Consider the following 18,181-nt stretch of genomic DNA (forward strand, 5'->3'; position numbering starts at 1 on the left):
AATCGCTCCTTTACCTGTTCGGAAAATTAAGTTTTATCGTTCAACTGCTTGACGTTTATCGTTGATGTCTGATGATCTTTTGTATTCCAATTTCTTATTCGGCTTCAGCTTGTGTTTCCGTTTCTGCTTCAGCTTTGGTGTGTGTTTCTTTGAGTTTATCCAAGTCTTGAATCATTTTACCCAGAACACCGTTAACGAATTTACCGGATTCTTCTGTACCAAAATGTTTGGATAATTCAATCGCTTCATTGACAGCGACTTTGGCAGGTACATCATTATGGAATACCATTTCATAGACCGCTTGACGCAAAATCTGACTGTCTACACGAGATAGACGGCTGATCTGCCAGCCTTTCAAATATTCTTCCAATAGATGATCGATCGCTTCTTTGTTTGTAAATGTACCATTTACGATATCAAGCACATATGATTTTAATTTAGCTTCGTCACGAATTTCAACTTCAGATTCGTTTTCTTGAGCCGCTTCTTCCAAAATCATTTCGATTGCTTCTTCTGCTTTTACATCGTTCATTTCCATCTGATACAAACTTTGTACAACGATCTCACGTGCTAATCTTCTTTTCATTCTTGGGTTCCTCCCGGTATGGATAAGCAGCTATTGCTATTGTCAGCTTACTATCCTGTGTACCTTATTATTTTCAATTCATTATATTTTACTCACGACAACCTATTCGCATCTATCGATTCATAAGTTCATTCCTCTAGCATACCAAAAAACCTGTCGTACATCATGCCCGGCTGTATAATTTATAATCCAATACGTGGTCCGGGAATGATGTATGACAGGTTCATTTAAACGGGCGCCAGCGATCCGATATCCATGCATTCACCCGTTCCCAGGGAATCACAGAGCCTAATCGCATATCTTTGTGCTTGCCGACGCTATAGCCTATGAACACTAACAGTGCAAAGAACAACATATCCCAAAAGCCAACTACCAAATACAATACTCCGCACAATAGACCTGCGGCTACACCTGTTATCCGTCCTCCGTGAGTTTCCCAGATGGCTTTCCATATCATAAGGAGAACTCCCTTCTACTCCACTCTGCTTTTGAATGCAGGGGATTGAACGATATTTGCTATAAATACCGATACCGAGGACACTGGAATACCGGTAATTTCTTCCACTTGATCATGAACGGTTTTTTGCATATTTTCGGTCAGTTCAGGAATCGAACTTTCACCGTCTACGATCGCTCTAATCATAATTTCAAGTCCGGATTCAATTACACGCACACGTGTTTTGACATCGCGCACACCTTTTGTACGTTCTGCTGATTTGAGACACATATTTTCAATCGTTTCCAATGATATCTGAATATCGCCAAATTCTGTCCGTTGATGTACAGAGTGATGATGCCCACGCTCTGAACGCACTGATAGATAAAAAAAGCGGATACTTAGCAAAAATAAGATAACAGCTACAATCACGATCGTAATGTATAGATTCTGCTCGTTCCGATCATTTAATTCTACAGGCACTTTGCCACTTAGTAAAAGGATTGCAAGCACAGACAAGATTCCAATGCTCAGGCTGTAAATAAACAACAGCAGTCTGTCTATAATTTTAGCCAAGAGTGTGCAGCCCCTTTACATTATAGTAAACCCCTGACTGTTACGTCGGGGGTTTATGATTGCTTTTCGTACTTATTTGACCCGTTGTGAAAATTCAACTTCTTCGCTTCTGTTCTTCTCCATTGTCTCTAAATGTACATCATGAATCTGCACATTCACTTCGACTACGATTAAGCCAGTCATCGTTTCGATCGAGCGTTTGACATTACGTTGAATCTCAGCTGCCACTTCAGGCAGACGATGTCCATAATGAACAATAACAGACACGTCTACAGCTGCTTCACGTTGTCCCACTTCTACTTTTACACCACGGGAAAGATTTTTGCGACCTAGTAATTCAGCAATGCCACCGGCAAAACCACCACTCATACCTGCTACACCTTTTACTTCAATCGTCGCTAGACCAGCGATGACTTCTATCACTTCAGGAGCAATCTGAATCTCACCTATATCTGTCCGCTCAAATTCAGTCGGTAACGTACTCATATTTATCTATACACCTCCTGCTAAGTAAACTAAATATAACATGTGAATGATTCATTGACAAACGAGCTTAAACTTCATTTTCCTCAAGGAATTTGATGTCAAAATCGCCACGTACAAATGTCTCATGATTCAGTAGGCGCATATGGAAAGGAATCGTAGTATAAATCCCTTCAATCGCAAATTCATCTAATGCACGCTTCATCTTCGCAATCGCTTGTTCACGGGTTGGAGCCCAGACAATCAACTTAGCGATCATGGAATCGTAATAAGGGCTAATCGTATATCCTGGATAAGCACCACTATCTACACGCACACCTGGACCACCTGGAGCAAGGTAGAAATCAATTTTACCCGGGCTTGGCATAAAGTTACGCTCAGGATCTTCCGCATTGATCCGACATTCCATCGACCAGCCGTTGATAACCACTTCATCTTGACGGAACGAAAGTGGATTACCTTCTGCAACAGAAATCATTTCTTGGATTAAGTCGATTCCTGTAACCATTTCTGTTACTGGATGTTCAACTTGAATACGAGTATTCATTTCCATGAAATAAAATTGTCCATCTTGTCCGAGCAAGAACTCAAGTGTACCTGCGCCAGAGTAATTAACAGCTACTGCTGCACGTACAGCCGCAGCGCCCATTTCTTCGCGCAATTCAGGAGATAATACAGGACAAGGTGCTTCTTCGACAAGCTTTTGACGACGACGTTGTACAGAGCAATCACGTTCACCTAAATGAACAGCATTACCATGCTTATCCGCAATAATCTGTACTTCGACATGCTTCATCGACGTTAAATATTTCTCTAAATAGACGCCACCATTACCAAAAGCTTTTTGCGCTTCTTGTTGTGCGGCTGTGATTTGTTTGATCAATGATTCTTCATCTTCTGCAAGACGAATCCCTTTACCTCCACCACCTGCGGTTGCTTTGATAATCACAGGGTATCCAATCTCACGAGCGATTATAATCGCTTCATCCATGTCTTCCACAATTCCGTCAGAACCCGGGATAACCGGTACGCCTGCGGCAATCATTGTACGCTTCGCTTCAGACTTATCACCCATACGTGTAATCGCATCTGGAGATGGTCCGATAAACGTAATATTGCAAGATTCACAAATCTCTGCGAAATCTGCATTTTCAGCTAAGAAACCATACCCTGGGTGAACCGCATCACATTCAGTCAATGTCGCAACACTCATTAAGTTGGTTAAGTTCAAGTAGCTGTCTTTGGATAAAGTGGGTCCGATACAGTAAGCTTCGTCTGCTAGACGCACATGTAATGATTCGCGATCTGCTTCAGAATAAACCGCTACTGTTGCTATGCCTAACTCACGGCAAGCACGGATAATACGAACCGCTATTTCGCCACGATTCGCTATCAGTATTTTATGAAATTTCATTTTACGTTTCCTCCTCCGGGATTTGGCAAAAGCAGTGCCTTGCTTATTCCGGTTTTACTAAAAATAATGGCTGTCCGTATTCAACAAGTTGTCCATTTTCTGCCAAAATCTCTACGATTGTTCCGTTTGTCTCTGCTTCAAGCTCATTCATCAGCTTCATCGCTTCGATAATGCATACAGTGGATTTATCGTTGACTTTATCACCCGTACTTACAAAAGGAGCCGCTTCTGGTGAAGAAGAACGATAGAACGTTCCAACCATAGGCGATACAATCGTATGTAGAGAAGGGTCTACTTCCGGAGTCGTTGGTGCAGAAGTTGTAGTAGGTGCATTAACTGGCGCTTGCACGACTTGAGATGTTGCAGCAGGTGCAGTTGTCGCTTGCTGTACATATACCGTTTCAGCTTTGCTTGGTTTGCGAATCACTAGACGTGATCCTTCATTTTCGATTTCTACTTCTTGTACAGATGTCTCGTCTACCAATTGAATCAATTCTTTAATTTCATTTAAGTTAAACATCTATTTTTCACTCCTTTGGCTTCATCGCCCGTTGTACACGGAAAGTTACACATAACGCTATGTATTATAGCACATCCTAGCCGTTTTCAAAATTCGTTTTATTCGGCGCGATAGCTTCTCGCAAAAAAGGGCAGAAACACTCTTTCTTTTCGAATGTTTCTGCCCTTTTGATATACGATTAACGACGATCTTGAGGACCGCCTACAAATGCTTGTTCTTCGGTATCCAGACCGTATGCTGTATGAAGTGCAGCCACGACATCTTGCAAGCGACTGGCTTCGATGACACAGGATACTTTGATCTCGGATGTACTTACCATCTTGATACTTACACCTTGTGCAGAGATGGCAGCGAACATTTGCGCCGCTACACCCGGGTGACTTACCATTCCTGCACCCACGATCGATACTTTAACTAGATCAATTTCAGAAGTGACTTCACTGAAAGGAAGTTCGCTACGTAAGCTTTCCATCACAGCAAGCGCACGTTCACGATCCGCCAGACTCACGGTATAGGAAAAGTCTGCTTTGCCATCTAACACACCGCTCTGTACGATCAGATCGACATCGATCTTGGCCGTTGCTAGTTCTCCGAACATTTTTGCAAGTACTCCCGGTAGATCAGCAACACCACGGATTGTAAGACGTGCTACATTTTTATCATAAGCAATGCCGTTGACGACTGCTCCCTGTTCCATAGTTGTCTCCTCCTTCACAACGGTTCCTTCATTATAGTTAAAGCTAGAGCGCACAACGAGTCGTACATTGTTATGCTTCGCATATTCTACAGCACGCGGATGAAGTACCGCCGCACCTAGATTTGCCAGTTCTAGCATTTCGTCATAAGATATTTCTTCTAGTTTGCGAGCACATTTGACAATCCGTGGATCGGTAGAATAAATTCCATCGACATCGGTATAAATCTCGCAAGTATCGGCATGGATTGCAGCTGCCAATGCAACGGCTGTCGTATCCGAACCTCCACGTCCAAATGTTGTAATCTCGCCTTCGGCTGTAATGCCTTGGAATCCAGCAACGATCACGATCTTACCTGCGCCGATTGCTTTCAGTACACGTTCAGGCTGAATATTCCGAATGCGTGCCTTACCATGTTCTGCTTCTGTCTCAAAACCTGCTTGCCAGCCGGTGAAAGATACCGCTTCTCGACCTAGATGCTGAATCGCCATCGATAACATCGCCATCGAAATCTGCTCACCTGTTGTCATCAACATATCCATTTCACGAGCAGGTGGATTCGGATTGAGCAGACGTGCCTGATCAATCAAATCATCTGTTGTATCTCCCATCGCTGAAACAACTACTACACAGTCGTGCCCTTCATCTTGCTTCTCAACAATGCGCTTTGCTACACGTTGCATGCGCTCGGTATCCCCAACGGAACTACCACCGAATTTCATAACATACAAAGCCAAGACCTCTTCACTCCCTACATGATACGGGTATGTTATCTCTTCCATATTCTACCCGGATTGAACAGCGTATTTAGGCGTTTCATACATAATAATGCATGAACATGCTTAGTCTTTAACAGTATAATACGAGAACGCGTTAAGTACTACCCGTAAATTAAAAAAGCTATAACAGATTATTATTCTGCTTTATATGCTGTCTATTCATTCTCCATTGATCCATAATCGATTGCGATAGAACAGTATGTTCTGTGATCTCAATCAAGCACATATCCTTATCTGTAGCAGGTTCATGTCCAAATGTGATAGCGTTTATGTGATATGGTTCTATCCATTTTTGGAAGTAGGTAAGCATATGTAAGCACTTCTTCGAGTCTAATACACCCTCATACATCAACTCTGTATCTCTAAAATTAAATTCCATCGTAATATATTCTCCATCTGATGAAATAACAGTTAATACTTCTTTTAATTCTGTACCTAGTTCAATGACTTTAAACAATATAGTTCCTGTACCTGCACGTAATAAAAAGGTTGAGAACGAATCAATATCGTACCATTCTATATCTTTCGCTGTAGCTTGATCATAAAAATGAGAAGATTTTATATCGGCTGACGTGATGTCTAGCTCCTGTTGTAATAGTTGATCTATATAGGAAATATGTATATCAAAAACGACTTCAAAATTGTCCATATAGGCACTCCTTATCGTAATTTGATTCTAAAAAAAGAATGAGCAGGCATCAAAGCCACTCATTCTTTCACTTGTACAATAATAAGTTCTATGCGCGAGAAACGTATTTACCTTCACGAGTATCGATGATTAGAACGTCACCTTCGTTGATAAACATAGGCACTTGAACCGTGTGTCCTGTTTCCAATTTTGCATTTTTAGTTGCGCCTGTTGCAGTGTTACCTTTGATTCCTGGCTCTGTTTCTGTAACAGCCAACTCTACGCTTGTTGGCAAGTTAATTCCAAGAATTTCACCTTGATAGCTAACGATGTTAACGGTCATGTTTTCTTTCAAGAATTTCAATTCCCATTCCAATTGCTTGGAGTTCAATTCGAATTGATCGTATGTTTCGTTGTCCATAAATGCATGCTCGTCACCACTTGCATACAAATATTGAACGCCACGGTTTTCGATTTGAGCACGAGCGATGGTTTCACCTGCACGGAAAGTACGTTCTACTACGTTACCGTTACGCAAGTTTCTCAATTTAGAACGCACGAATGCTGCGCCTTTACCCGGTTTTACGTGTTGGAATTCCAAAACGGAATAAATATTTCCTTCTACTTCTACGGTCAAACCTGTTTTAAAATCATTTACTGAAATCAAAATAACGCCTCCTCAGATGTGGTAAAGCTGGTCTCTTGCATAATTCTATGAAGCCTATATATTGTACTATACCCCATATCAATCGGATACTATATCATCATATACAGGTATTTTATTCGGCAAATGATAGTCATCATCCTGCATAACAGGATAAACTTTTCGTTATACCGGTAAAATCGTAAATTCTTTGGTCGAATGCGTTAACACACGAATACCGTCTTCTGTTATCAACACATCATCTTCAATCCGTACTCCACCGAAGCCTGGAATATAAATTCCCGGTTCTACAGTTACCACCATACCTGGAGATAATACCGTATCGCTCATTTTAGAAAGGCGAGGTTCTTCATGTACTTCCATACCGATACCATGACCTGTACTGTGTCCAAATGCGTCACCGTAACCATGAGAAGCAATCACATCACGCGCTAGTGCGTCTGCATCTCTACCGCTCATACCCGGTTTTAGGTGTTTAAGCGTATTCAGCTGTGCTTCCAGTACGATATTGTAAATTTTGCGATGCTCATCTGTCGGTGTACCTACAAAAACAGTACGTGTAAGATCCGATACATATCCTTGATAAATCGCACCAAAGTCCAAAGTGACAAATTCATTTGCCCCTATAACTTTTTCACTGGCTACACCATGAGGTAAAGCAGAACGTTCACCCGATGCAACAATCGTTTCAAATGAAGTGCCTGTAGCTCCTAGACGGCGCATAAAGGATTCCATTTCGAGTTCGATCTGTTGCTCGGTTACCCCTGGCTTGATGTAGTTCAAAATATGACTGAATGTACGATCTGCAATATCGGTTGCTTTCTCAATAATTGCAATCTCTTCAGCATCTTTGAAATTACGAATCTCTTCCATGATGCCAGATACAGGAACTAGCTCAACAGGTGCTAAATGCTTGCTGTACATTGCGTATCTGCTATAAGGCACCAAATCTTGTTCAAATCCAAGTTTGCTGATATTGCCTTTAGCCAACAATTCTTTCATCGTATCGACTACATTTGCAGAATGTTCTACCACTGAAAAAGCAGTAGCTTGTTCTGGCGCTTGAGTCATATAACGGAAATCAGTCAATAAGTAAGCTTCTTGCGCAGTGACAAGCACATAACCTGCCGAACCTGTAAACCCTGTCAAATATCTGCGGTTCACACTACTTGTAATTAGTAAGGCTTCTAACTGTTGTTCTTGCATCGCTTGACGTAACTTATTTAAACGTTGTGTACTCAATTACATCTCTCCCCTTCAGCATTTTAGAATAAAACACGATATCTGCTTGGTTCTGTGTATCCTCGTATTGTGATCATTTTGGACAAATGTAAAATGAGAAATAGCCAAAAATTATTTTACCATACCAATTGCAATTTTGAGAATAGGCAGTAGAATATCTTATTCATTCTATCTAGCTTGCTGATAGCGTATTCTGGTAAAAATCAGCCAAATCCGCTACAATTAAAGGATAGGCTTATTTCTAGCAATTATAGATCAATAGATAAGCTTGATCAGGCATTTCGTAAATAACGGTAATGTCGAACTACGGAAGGGTGACTGTACTTGTCAAAACAATCTGCTCCTCCGAGCTATGGCGGCCAAGCAGTAATAGAAGGCGTTATGTTCGGCGGAAAAAATGTGAATGTGACAGCTGTAAGACGTAAAGATGGTGAAATCACCTTTTTAGAAGTACCTAGACAAGATAAGTCATGGGTCAAAACATTACGCCGCATTCCATTGTTGCGAGGAATTATAAGTTTGATTGATTCAAGTGCCAAAGGCTCCAAACATCTCAATTATGCAGCCGATGCGTATTCAGAAGATCAGATGAGCCCTGAAGAATATGCAGAACAGAAGCAAAAAGAAGAATCCAAAATGAGTCTTAGTATGATGCTTGGTGTTGCAGTAGTGGGTATCCTTTCACTCATTGTAGGTAAGCTTGTATTCACACTCGTTCCCGTATTTGTAGAAAGTTTATTATTCGGTAGAGCCTTCGATAATCATGCACTGCATACCTTACTTGAAGGTGTTATCAAAATTATCCTGCTCTTAATCTATCTCTGGGCGATCTCACAGACACCGATGATTAAGCGACTCTTTCAGTATCATGGTGCTGAACATAAAGTCATTACAGCTTATGAACACGGCGAAGAGTTAACCCCTGAAAATGTACAAAAGTATAGTCGTCTACATTATCGCTGTGGAAGCAGTTTTATTATATTAACCGTTATTATCGGAGTTATTATCTATGCACTGTTTAGTTGGGATAGCCTCACCGAGCGGATTATACAGCGTATCGTTTTGTTGCCTGTCGTTATCGGAGTTTCGTTTGAATTTTTGAAATTTACGAATAGCTTACGTGAAGTACCCATTCTACGGTATTTAGGATATCCGGGGTTATGGTTACAATTGTTAACGACCAAAGAACCGACACTGGATCAAATCGAAGTTTCAATTGCTTCATTTAACCGTATGCGTGAATTAGACGCTGCACTTGAACAACAACATGTGCGTTCGGCAGTAACTACTGCTTCTCCTGACCCTGTGAAAGGATGATGATAATAAAATGAGAAAATCACCTGTTCAACTGATTGTATTTGGAGTTGCTATTCTGCTAGGTGCGGTCGGGCTGTTTCTTGAAATATTCCAAATGGTGGCTTCTCCTGCAACGTACAATTGGGCGAATCTCATTGTACCGATCATCTTGATTGTCGTTTTATTTTTGGTAATGCGGTCAGCTTCTGGTATGTCTGGTCGAAGTTATCAAGGGCCTAAAGTCAAACCTTCTGCACGTACCATGGCCAAGATGAACGGCTCACAAAAAAACAATTACAAAACCACTTCTGCTAGACCATCGAATAGTCATCAATCCAAGCCCAAAAAGAATTATCCTTTTCAAGTTATTCAAGGTAACAAAGGTAAAGACGACGATGAAGCACCTAAGTTTCACTAGATCAATAAATAGAATGTAGATCAGTTCCGTATAGCTATTGTTGCAATAAAGCTGATTATATCTATCAAGAAAAAGCATGACTTTTCCTTCTCACAGAGGAACAGATCATGCTTTTTCTTTGCTGTCTGACTATAATGCTCTCAGATTTTAATGTTCTAATTTATCAATATTTCTTTTCCAATCAAAAAAAGAGATTCCATCACCTATTGTAATGGCTGATGAAATCTCTTTTTCTACTTTTGTGCTATTTTACAATCCCCAGTATGAACGTAATTTCGCTAATACACCTTGTGGGTTCTTTTTCAAATCTTTAGCGCTAAAGAAGATACTGCCTTTGATATTGCTGTATTTCTCGTTGTATTTGAGCTGGTTGATGATCTCGTTAGAACTGCTCCAGCCAATTTCAGGAGTGCTGATTTTGTAAAGAGCGTGGCCGATATACAGATCTACACCTGTATTTTTAGTTTCATTTGCCCACCAGTCTACCACTTTATCATAACGAGCTACAGGAAGTGTCATACTCCAATAGACTTGCGGAGCGATATAATCGATCCAACCATTTTTGATCCATGTGCGTGTATCTGCATAGGTAGTGTCATAAGCAGTTACACCTGCTTTAGTATCTGATCCTGTGATATCGGATGATTTGTTACGCCATACACCGAAAGGACTGATTCCGAATTTCACAGCAGGTTTGGAATTATGAATCGATGTGTTGAGCTGTTGCACAAAGCTATTGATGTTTCCACGACGCCAATCCGCTTTGGTTTTGAATTTACCGCTGTTATAACTAGCATAGGTGCTGTCATCACCGAATTTGTTAGAAGCTGTCTCTGAATATGGATAGAAATAGTCATCTAAATGTACACCGTCGATATTGTAGTTGTTGACGACTTCCATCACAGTATCAATGACTGATTGACGTGCAGCTGGAATCCCCGGATTGAGATAATATTTATTATCGAACTTAATCACCCAATCAGGATGCTTCAATACTACATTGTTGCTTGCAAGCTTACTGGTGTTAGCATCTGTTGTAGCACGGAACGGGTTAAACCATGCATGGAACTCCATCCCACGCTTATGAGCTTCAGCAACCATATATTCTACAGGATCATAACCCGGATCTTTCCCCTGTGTTCCTGTAAGATATTTTGACCATGGCATAAGTGATGATTTGTACAATGCATCTCCAGCAGGACGAACTTGTACGAATACTGCATTGATACCCATCCCTTGTAGATCATCTAACAATTTTGAAAATTCTTGTTTTTGCTTGGTTGCACCTGATGTCGCTGGCCAATCTAGATTGTAGACGGTAGAGACCCATGCACCACGAAGCCCATCTTTGGCTACAGTGCTTGTTGGCGCTTTGCCACTGTTACTATTATCTGTTGTTCCTGTATTGGTAGTAGCTGGTGTAGAAGGCTTGCTACTGTTATTTTTACTGCCTGTACCTTGATAGCTACTTGTCGCTAAATTTACGGTACGGTTGGCTTGATCCCAATTCACATCAAGACCTAGACCTTCACCGATAAAACGTAGCGGAACCATGACACGACCGTTTTTCATTTCAACTGAAGCATCTAAGCTTACTGACTTGTTATCAATCGTTGCTGTATTCTGACCCGAAGTCAGTACCAGCACTTGCTTATCACTCGTAATCGTGACTGTGCTTGTCGATTGATTCCAGACGATTTTAGCTTTCAAATTTTCACTCACTAGACGTAAAGGAACCATGGTTACATTGCTCTTGCTGGTTATGTAAGGAGCAGCATCCCCTTGTATCTGTTCTCCATCAAGCATAATCTTAATATCCGAATCTGCGGCATGAAGTGTACTACTGATCGAAGGGACAATCATCAACAATACTAAAAATACAGCGATAACACGAACCATTTTCATAAATTTAAAACCTCCAGTAAATCGTTGCTTGGTGCTTATATCATTAGACGACTGACGGGTACCAAAGTTGCGAACAAAATAAAAGACATCTGCCAAGTGATCGACAGATGCCTGCCTTACGAGTCGCTAATCAGCTCTTTTTGCAGATTCTGTAGCGCTTCCACACGTGAAGGATCACGACGGAAGTATTCTAACAATGTTTCGATTTGAGTAATCGAATTCCAACTTAAATGATGCTCTATACCTTCTACATCTTTGTATATATAATCCGGGTTAACACCGATTACATTCAGGAAATCTTCAAGCAATTGATGGCGTTCTACAAGACGTTTGCCCATCTTTTTCCCTTTGCTTGTCAGCACTAATCCCCGGTACTTCTCATAAATCAAATATTCATCTTTATCTAATTTTTGGATCATTTTTGTAACGGACGAAGGATGTACTTCTAACCCTTCTGCAATATCCGAGACACGCGCATATCCCTTTTGATCGATTAATTTATAAATGCGCTCTAAATAATCCTCCATACTGGGCGTTGGCATCTTGCTCCCCCTTTTTCACTACATACTGTATTCATTTGGCAAATATTGATTCAATAATCATACATTTAATTCGCATGAGTTGGCAAGTTTTGCACATGGTTCAAACGATAGAAAGAACCTTCCATGTGTACACCATATATGCTGTTCCACGGAAGGCTCTACCTGATCATTTAAGCCTTATTTATTTAACAATTGCACCGTTAGGCATACCGTCTGGAACCGTCGCTAGTGTCAATTGATCGCCGTGAGAAGCCGCCAAAATCATACCTCTAGATTCTTCTCCGCGTAATTTAACAGGTTTGAGATTAGTCACACAGATGACTTTGCGTCCGACTAATTCTTCCGGTGTATAGAACTTCGCAATACCGGATACCACTTGGCGTTGCTCTGTTCCTAGATCCAATTGTAATTTAAGCAGTTTGTCTGCCTTTTTAACAGGCTCTGCTGAGATCACTTGAGCTACGCGTAGTTCCACTTTAGCAAAGTCGTCTATACTAATCTCAGGCGCTTGTTGCTCTTCTACCTCTACAGGCGCGGAAGTCGTTGGAGCTGTTGGTGTTGCTTCAGCAGCAGCTGTTAATACGCCACCCATCGCTTCTACGATGTAAGCCACTTCTTCTTTGCTATCTAGACGAGGAAAAATAGGATCGCCTTTCACTACAACTGTACCTGCTGGAATCTGACCATACGAACGAATACTTTCCCAAGCCGTAAGTTCGCCTTCTGCTATTCCAAGTTGTGCCCAGATTTTTTTCGGTGCACGTGTTAAGAACGGTTGTAACAATACAGATACAATCCGCAATGTTTCCACCAAATGATACATTACCGAATCCAATTGTGGTTGGTTAGCTTCGTCTTTGGCAAGAACCCACGGTTGTGTCTCATCGATATATTTATTGGTACGACTAATCAATTGGCTAATTGCCGTCAAAGCTACAGAAAACTCTAGGTGTTCAAATGCGTTTTCTACTTTTTCTATCGTTTGTGCAGCAATATCTTCTAACGTACCATCGACTTCAAGCACACGACCTGGATAAGCAGGAATGGTACCACTACAATACTTATCGACCATAGCTACCGAACGGTTAAGCAAGTTACCTAGATCATTCGCTAGATCTGAATTGACACGATCGACAAAGCTCTCTGGTGTAAATGTACCATCTGAACCGAAAGGCACTTCGCGTAGCAAGTAGTAACGCAGTGAATCTAGACCGTAACGCTCGATCAATGTGACTGGATCTACTACATTCCCTTTAGACTTGGACATTTTGCCGTCTTTCATCAGTAACCAACCATGACCAAATACTTTTTTCGGCAAAGGTAGATCAAGTGCCATCAACATAATCGGCCAATAGATGGTATGGAAACGTACGATTTCTTTACCTACCAGATGAATATCTGCTGGCCAGAACTTATTAAATAATTCTGGATTATCGGTTCCATACCCTAGAGCTGTAATGTAGTTAGATAAAGCATCGATCCATACATAGACGATATGCTTAGGATCACCTTTGACTTGTACGCCCCACTCAAAGGTTGTACGCGAAACGGCTAAGTCTTCAAGTCCTGGCTTGATAAAGTTATTAATCATTTCATTTTTGCGAGATTCGGGTTGAATAAATTCAGGGTTATCTTGATAGTATTTTAATAAACGGTCTGCATATTTGCTCATACGGAAGAAATAAGATTCTTCTTTCACCAATTCTACAGGATGTCCACTATCCGGGCTTTTGCCACCGATAATCTCACCGTCTGCATTACGTTCGATATCTACAATTTGCGTTTCTGTGTAATACGTCTCATCTGGAATACTATACCAGCCTTCATATTCACCTTTATAGATATCACCTTGCTTCAACAATCGATCAAAGATTTCTTGTACCACAATCTTATGGCGTTCTTCTGTCGTACGAATAAAATCATCATATGAAATGTCTAATTGATCCCATAACTTTTTGATGCCTTCTACTACACCATCAATAAATTGTTGAGGAGTCTGTCCTTTTTCTAAAGCTTTACGTTCAATCTTTTGTCCGTGTTCATCTGTTCCTGTTAGATAGCGAACTTCATATCCTCTTAAGCGCTTGTAACGAGCCATAGCATCACCGGCTACGGTTGTATAGGCATGACCGATATGCAATTTGTCACTTGGATAATAGATAGGTGTTGTTAGATAAAAAGTAGGTTTGGCTGTCATTATAATTCCTCCTTCAATATTGTTAAATCACTATCATGTTATTTCCATATCTGGACGCAAAAAAGCCCTCGCCCCTATATGGGACGAGAGCATAGACTCACGCGTTACCACCCAAATTCTCTACTTCTTTGCAAAAGTAGACTCTATCAGTCTTTAGCAGACTGCCCATTAACGCTGGTTCACGCTGAAGCCTTACATATCGATACAACCGAATATGCTTGACCACAGTTCCTCCCGGACCATATTCGATGACGCTCACCATACCGGTTCCCAGCTACTCCGGCTCTCTGTACTGGCGCTTTTTCCATCTACTTATCCATTCACAGGAAATGATATTTGATGTTATGAATATACCGAACTTCCAAATCACCTGTCAAGCATTTTGCTGTTCCTGATTGGTGACTGATGAGGCTGATTTCACTTTGGATTTAGCTGGTGGTACAGGATCAAACCCTCCCGGATGAAAAGGATGACATTTTCCTATCCGTTTAGCAGCTAATCCGATGCCTTTGGCTACACCATGAATCCCGATCGCTTCGAGTGCATATTGAGAACAAGTCGGATAAAAACGACATGTTGGAGGTTTAAGTGGTGAAATGAATTTGCGATACACATGGATCGGCGCCTGTACCGCACGACGACTCAATTTTGGCTTCACTGGCTTTTACCTGCATGTTCATGTGTATCATAATGAGATTGCTTTAGATGTAGCGTTGGACCTTCTTTACCATCTCCGGCACCCATTTCTTTACGACAGTCTTTGCAATAACCGAACACTTCAAATTTGTGTTTAACCACTTCAAATTGTTCCGGCATATCTGTCATATCCATCGGGCAAAAAGCAATCGGGTACGTTTTCTCACATTGTAAGCAGATCATATGATGATGATGGCAATCCTGACTGCAATGGCTTTTAAATTTAACACCATCTTCGAAAACGATCTGTTCTAACACACCTAGCTCCTGCATCACACGTAAATTACGATAGACCGTATCAAAACTAAGTCCACTGTATTTTTTACCCATATAGTCATATACATCTTTAGCGGTCAGATACCCGGGAGCTTCTGCAAATAAACGGGCTAATGTGCGGCGTTGATCGGTTATTCGCAATCCCTGTCCTGCCATGGTATCGATGATTTGTTCTGTCGACAGCATGAGTTATTCCTCCTGTCCTAATCTATCTTTTCTATTCTAAACTATTTATCTTATTATTCGTAATAATAACTATTATACAACATAACCGTATACGATGCGCAATAATTCGTCAAAAGTTTATGGCGATTACGTTACTAATTGAAGCTTACTTCCACCTGCATACACATTTCTCCATCATGCCTTATTTAGGCTCAATCGTCAATTGATTCTGACCAAAATCAGCAATTATCATAGAACATCAAAAAAGCTCGAATCAGCATTCACTGATTCGAGCTTTTGATTTGAAAATTATTGTTTTTTAGCTGGCAATTGTGTGAATAATAAGTTAACTGGCAAGTTACTACCAGGTGCTGCTGTAAACCACAATTCCACGGCTTCTGTATCTAATGTTCCTGTACGATATAGAACAACATTATCATTTGCTGTTGTTGCTGCACCGTTATTTTTGATTGCTGTTACTGCTCCGTTTACATACATGTAACCTGAGTAACGACCACCACGAGCATTAAAGGAAATCATCGTGTTTGGCGCAACCATGTCTAGCTTGATTTTGTACAATACACCAAAGTTACCTGCGTTAGAAGCTTCAGTCATTGACAATGGATCTGTACCCATTAAGTTAGGGTCACTGTTGTTGTCTCCGATTGGCATACGAATCGTTGTGTTACCGATCAAGTCAGCAACATGGATATTACGTACAGCATTGTCATACGTACCACGGTTGTGGATACCATCGCGGTCTAGCTTAGGTTCTGTAGCTAATGCAGCGATCGGATCTTGATTTTCATCAATCATCATCACTGTATATTGTACATTAGAATCACTTACTAGATCGCCGAACAATGAAATAACTGTATCGTTTTTCATTGCAGTAGCACTAAGTTGGTTAAAGATAACTTGGCTTTGTCCAGGTTGTAGAACAACAGATTGTGCTTCTGCACCTGATTGCATCGATTGGAAATAACGTTGAACAGAAACTTTACCTACTGCTGTAGCATAAGGATTCGGTCCACCAAAACCAAGAGCTTGAATATTCAATGTTGCTGGTGTAGCATTCGGATTCGTTGCTACAACGTACATTTTTTTGCTACTACCGGTTTCGTTCAAATGATGCACCATAAAGCGTGTAGCGCCAGTAGCGTATTCTTGATACACAATACCTTTAGTCAATACACGTTCAGGACTGTTACTACGAATCAGACGACTTGGATCATCATTGACTTGAGCATTGGTTACGGTTGCCCATGTTGGAACGACAGAACCGTTAAAGTCGAATGAATCTCCGATTGGTGTAAATAATGGATAGAAGTCTTCAGCCGAATATAATGTTTGATCCGTTACATTAATCGTTTTGCTATATGTTCCTGTTGCACCGTGTTTATCGGTTACAGTCAATGTGATTGTCTGTGGACCTGGTGTAAAGAACGCTAATTGTTTGTTATCCCATTTAGTTAAGCCTGCATTGATAGCATTCTCATCATCAGTACTCATATCTGTATAAGTAACCAATTCACCCATACGATACGTTTCTTGATTGGTATTGAACATCGCTACAGGGGGTTGGTTAGGAGGAAGCACGTTGATGGTAACCGTGTAAGGATCACTCCATTGTCCTGACGAATCCATAACAGAATACGTGATCACATGAGGACCTGATTCTGCAAAAATGTCTTCGCGTCCTGTCCATGTTTCATTAGCAATAGGACTGCCATCAGACGTTTTAGATTGTGTTTTGTACGTTACTAATGTTTGACCTGCATAAATCGCAGTAGGGGAAACTGTAAAGGAAGCTGTTGGTTTAACAACCAAATCCAATACAACTAATTTACCTTGTACTGTATAAGGAATATTTAGAGCTTGAGTAATAGAAGTCAAAGGAACCATAAATACATTTTTCTGTTGGAATGCTGGACCTTTCATCAAGGTGTTCACACCATTTACAGTGTAGTACTTACTGTCTGTTTTGAAGCGTAATTCTTTACCGTCTTTTTGCATGATCGTTTCTTTGGTCTTAGCGTCGTATGTAAGCTTCAGACCGACACGGGTCACAAGTGCGCGAACCGATACGTAAGATACTCCACTTTTCACAGCCATAGGTTGATCTGAAAAGTATAATTTACCATCTTGATAAATTTGATTAGAGTTCATCATAAAAATAACTTTGTTAGGTCCAGCCGAATACACATCATTCACCACGGTAGGTGTTGTTGGTGTAGTTACTGGCGGTGTAACTGTAGTTGGTGGCGTTGTAGGAACCGTTGGCACTGTACCATCACCTGTTGTTCCAGCAGGATCTGTCGTCGGATCAGTCACTGCGTTAGGATCTGTAACTGCATTAGGATCAGTTACTGTAGTATCATCTCCTACAGTCCCTTGAGTATCATTGTAGACATCTTGTACGATACTGCTATCCACATCGCCTTCAGCAGCATGCACTTGCGCTCCTGGAACAGTCGCAACAGTCTGAGCTACAGCGAGTAATGCAATTAGTAAAGTCTTCTTGAATTTCATTATTAGGCTCCTTCTCATAGCAATTTACTGTAATTCACTTCCAAAAAGATGGTGTTTCCCCCGAATTGGCACATTAATAAGACGCGCCAAACCTTGAAAAGTTTCTCTCTTCCTTAAGAAACCTTACAACA

18 protein-coding genes are annotated in these 18,181 nt (G+C 40.9%); 2 read left to right on the forward strand and 16 right to left on the reverse strand.

Going from position 1 to position 18,181, the window contains the following annotated elements; genetic code table 11:
* Positions 1-94: 94 nt before the first annotated feature.
* From nusB to PaeCFBP13512_RS00990, 10 genes are all read right to left on the reverse strand, one after another.
* The gene (gene nusB / locus PaeCFBP13512_RS00945) at positions 95-586 is read right to left on the reverse strand and encodes a transcription antitermination factor NusB (protein WP_069329102.1); all 492 of its coding nucleotides are present in this window, start codon (positions 584-586) and stop codon (positions 95-97) included.
* A 223-nt stretch (positions 587-809) separates the two neighbouring features.
* Positions 810-1,043, reverse strand: coding sequence for a DUF2273 domain-containing protein (locus PaeCFBP13512_RS00950; RefSeq protein WP_069329101.1), 234 nt, complete (start codon positions 1,041-1,043; stop codon positions 810-812).
* Positions 1,044-1,058: 15 nt separating this feature from the next.
* On the reverse strand, positions 1,059-1,598 hold the full coding sequence (gene amaP, locus PaeCFBP13512_RS00955) for an alkaline shock response membrane anchor protein AmaP (RefSeq protein ID WP_069329100.1): 540 nt from the start codon (positions 1,596-1,598) through the stop codon (positions 1,059-1,061).
* Positions 1,599-1,670: 72 nt separating this feature from the next.
* Positions 1,671-2,084: an Asp23/Gls24 family envelope stress response protein gene (locus PaeCFBP13512_RS00960; RefSeq protein ID WP_137220680.1), complete on the reverse strand. Its 414-nt coding sequence runs from the start codon at positions 2,082-2,084 to the stop codon at positions 1,671-1,673.
* 67 nt (positions 2,085-2,151) lie between these two features.
* Positions 2,152-3,495 carry an acetyl-CoA carboxylase biotin carboxylase subunit gene (gene accC / locus PaeCFBP13512_RS00965; RefSeq protein ID WP_069329098.1) on the reverse strand — a complete coding sequence of 448 codons (1,344 nt, stop codon included), beginning with the start codon at positions 3,493-3,495 and terminating at the stop codon, positions 2,152-2,154.
* 43 nt (positions 3,496-3,538) lie between these two features.
* On the reverse strand, positions 3,539-4,015 hold the full coding sequence (accB, locus tag PaeCFBP13512_RS00970) for an acetyl-CoA carboxylase biotin carboxyl carrier protein (RefSeq protein WP_069329097.1): 477 nt from the start codon (positions 4,013-4,015) through the stop codon (positions 3,539-3,541).
* A gap of 178 nt (positions 4,016-4,193) precedes the next feature.
* A complete protein-coding gene (locus PaeCFBP13512_RS00975; RefSeq protein WP_069329096.1) occupies positions 4,194-5,447 on the reverse strand; it encodes an aspartate kinase in 1,254 nt (417 codons plus the stop codon).
* A gap of 163 nt (positions 5,448-5,610) precedes the next feature.
* On the reverse strand, positions 5,611-6,138 hold the full coding sequence (locus tag PaeCFBP13512_RS00980) for a hypothetical protein (RefSeq protein WP_137220681.1): 528 nt from the start codon (positions 6,136-6,138) through the stop codon (positions 5,611-5,613).
* Between the two features lie 88 nt (positions 6,139-6,226).
* Positions 6,227-6,784, reverse strand: coding sequence for an elongation factor P (efp, locus tag PaeCFBP13512_RS00985; protein WP_069329094.1), 558 nt, complete (start codon positions 6,782-6,784; stop codon positions 6,227-6,229).
* 162 nt (positions 6,785-6,946) lie between these two features.
* Positions 6,947-8,023 carry a M24 family metallopeptidase gene (locus PaeCFBP13512_RS00990; protein ID WP_137220682.1) on the reverse strand — a complete coding sequence of 359 codons (1,077 nt, stop codon included), beginning with the start codon at positions 8,021-8,023 and terminating at the stop codon, positions 6,947-6,949.
* A gap of 324 nt (positions 8,024-8,347) precedes the next feature.
* Here PaeCFBP13512_RS00990 and PaeCFBP13512_RS00995 point away from each other — a divergent pair, with 324 nt between their 5' ends.
* Positions 8,348-9,340 (forward strand): DUF1385 domain-containing protein, encoded by a 993-nt coding sequence (locus PaeCFBP13512_RS00995; protein WP_137220683.1) that lies wholly within the window; start codon positions 8,348-8,350, stop codon positions 9,338-9,340.
* Between the two features lie 10 nt (positions 9,341-9,350).
* Positions 9,351-9,737 (forward strand): hypothetical protein, encoded by a 387-nt coding sequence (locus tag PaeCFBP13512_RS01000; protein WP_137220684.1) that lies wholly within the window; start codon positions 9,351-9,353, stop codon positions 9,735-9,737.
* A gap of 249 nt (positions 9,738-9,986) precedes the next feature.
* Here the strand turns inward: PaeCFBP13512_RS01000 and PaeCFBP13512_RS01005 are convergent, their stop codons facing one another.
* From PaeCFBP13512_RS01005 to PaeCFBP13512_RS01030, 6 genes are all read right to left on the reverse strand, one after another.
* Entirely contained in the window at positions 9,987-11,642 is a 1,656-nt protein-coding gene (locus PaeCFBP13512_RS01005) for a family 10 glycosylhydrolase (protein ID WP_137220685.1), read from the reverse strand.
* 116 nt (positions 11,643-11,758) lie between these two features.
* On the reverse strand, positions 11,759-12,184 hold the full coding sequence (gene mntR, locus PaeCFBP13512_RS01010) for a transcriptional regulator MntR (protein WP_069329089.1): 426 nt from the start codon (positions 12,182-12,184) through the stop codon (positions 11,759-11,761).
* Positions 12,185-12,365: 181 nt separating this feature from the next.
* Positions 12,366-14,381, reverse strand: a complete 2,016-nt coding sequence (metG, locus tag PaeCFBP13512_RS01015; protein WP_069329088.1) for a methionine--tRNA ligase — start codon at positions 14,379-14,381, stop codon at positions 12,366-12,368.
* A 373-nt stretch (positions 14,382-14,754) separates the two neighbouring features.
* Complete coding sequence (gene yidD / locus PaeCFBP13512_RS01020; RefSeq protein WP_193555926.1) at positions 14,755-15,039, reverse strand: membrane protein insertion efficiency factor YidD; 285 nt, start codon at positions 15,037-15,039, stop codon at positions 14,755-14,757.
* The gene (locus PaeCFBP13512_RS01025; RefSeq protein ID WP_137220686.1) at positions 15,036-15,539 is read right to left on the reverse strand and encodes a Fur family transcriptional regulator; all 504 of its coding nucleotides are present in this window, start codon (positions 15,537-15,539) and stop codon (positions 15,036-15,038) included. The genes yidD and PaeCFBP13512_RS01025 overlap by 4 nt, the downstream gene beginning before the upstream one ends.
* Before the next feature lie 288 nt (positions 15,540-15,827).
* Positions 15,828-18,050 carry a stalk domain-containing protein gene (locus tag PaeCFBP13512_RS01030; RefSeq protein ID WP_137220687.1) on the reverse strand — a complete coding sequence of 741 codons (2,223 nt, stop codon included), beginning with the start codon at positions 18,048-18,050 and terminating at the stop codon, positions 15,828-15,830.
* Between the last annotated feature and the right edge of the window lie 131 nt (positions 18,051-18,181).

This window comes from Paenibacillus sp. CFBP13512 (genome assembly GCF_005233705.1).
In the GTDB taxonomy this organism is placed as follows: domain Bacteria; phylum Bacillota; class Bacilli; order Paenibacillales; family Paenibacillaceae; genus Saccharibacillus; species Saccharibacillus nuruki.

What these genes read in the sequence shown, in the direction of transcription:
- PaeCFBP13512_RS01025 (WP_137220686.1), bottom strand. Translation starts at nt 15,539, where the DNA reads ATGCTGTCGACAGAACAAATCATCGATACCATGGCAGGACAGGGATTG.
- PaeCFBP13512_RS01005 (WP_137220685.1), bottom strand. Translation starts at nt 11,642, where the DNA reads ATGAAAATGGTTCGTGTTATCGCTGTATTTTTAGTATTGTTGATGATT.
- mntR (WP_069329089.1), bottom strand. Translation starts at nt 12,184, where the DNA reads ATGCCAACGCCCAGTATGGAGGATTATTTAGAGCGCATTTATAAATTA.
- PaeCFBP13512_RS00950 (WP_069329101.1), bottom strand. Translation starts at nt 1,043, where the DNA reads ATGATATGGAAAGCCATCTGGGAAACTCACGGAGGACGGATAACAGGT.
- accB (WP_069329097.1), bottom strand. Translation starts at nt 4,015, where the DNA reads ATGTTTAACTTAAATGAAATTAAAGAATTGATTCAATTGGTAGACGAG.
- PaeCFBP13512_RS00980 (WP_137220681.1), bottom strand. Translation starts at nt 6,138, where the DNA reads ATGGACAATTTTGAAGTCGTTTTTGATATACATATTTCCTATATAGAT.
- nusB (WP_069329102.1), bottom strand. Translation starts at nt 586, where the DNA reads ATGAAAAGAAGATTAGCACGTGAGATCGTTGTACAAAGTTTGTATCAG.
- PaeCFBP13512_RS00960 (WP_137220680.1), bottom strand. Translation starts at nt 2,084, where the DNA reads ATGAGTACGTTACCGACTGAATTTGAGCGGACAGATATAGGTGAGATT.
- PaeCFBP13512_RS01000 (WP_137220684.1), top strand. Translation starts at nt 9,351, where the DNA reads ATGAGAAAATCACCTGTTCAACTGATTGTATTTGGAGTTGCTATTCTG.
- PaeCFBP13512_RS01030 (WP_137220687.1), bottom strand. Translation starts at nt 18,050, where the DNA reads ATGAAATTCAAGAAGACTTTACTAATTGCATTACTCGCTGTAGCTCAG.
- metG (WP_069329088.1), bottom strand. Translation starts at nt 14,381, where the DNA reads ATGACAGCCAAACCTACTTTTTATCTAACAACACCTATCTATTATCCA.
- accC (WP_069329098.1), bottom strand. Translation starts at nt 3,495, where the DNA reads ATGAAATTTCATAAAATACTGATAGCGAATCGTGGCGAAATAGCGGTT.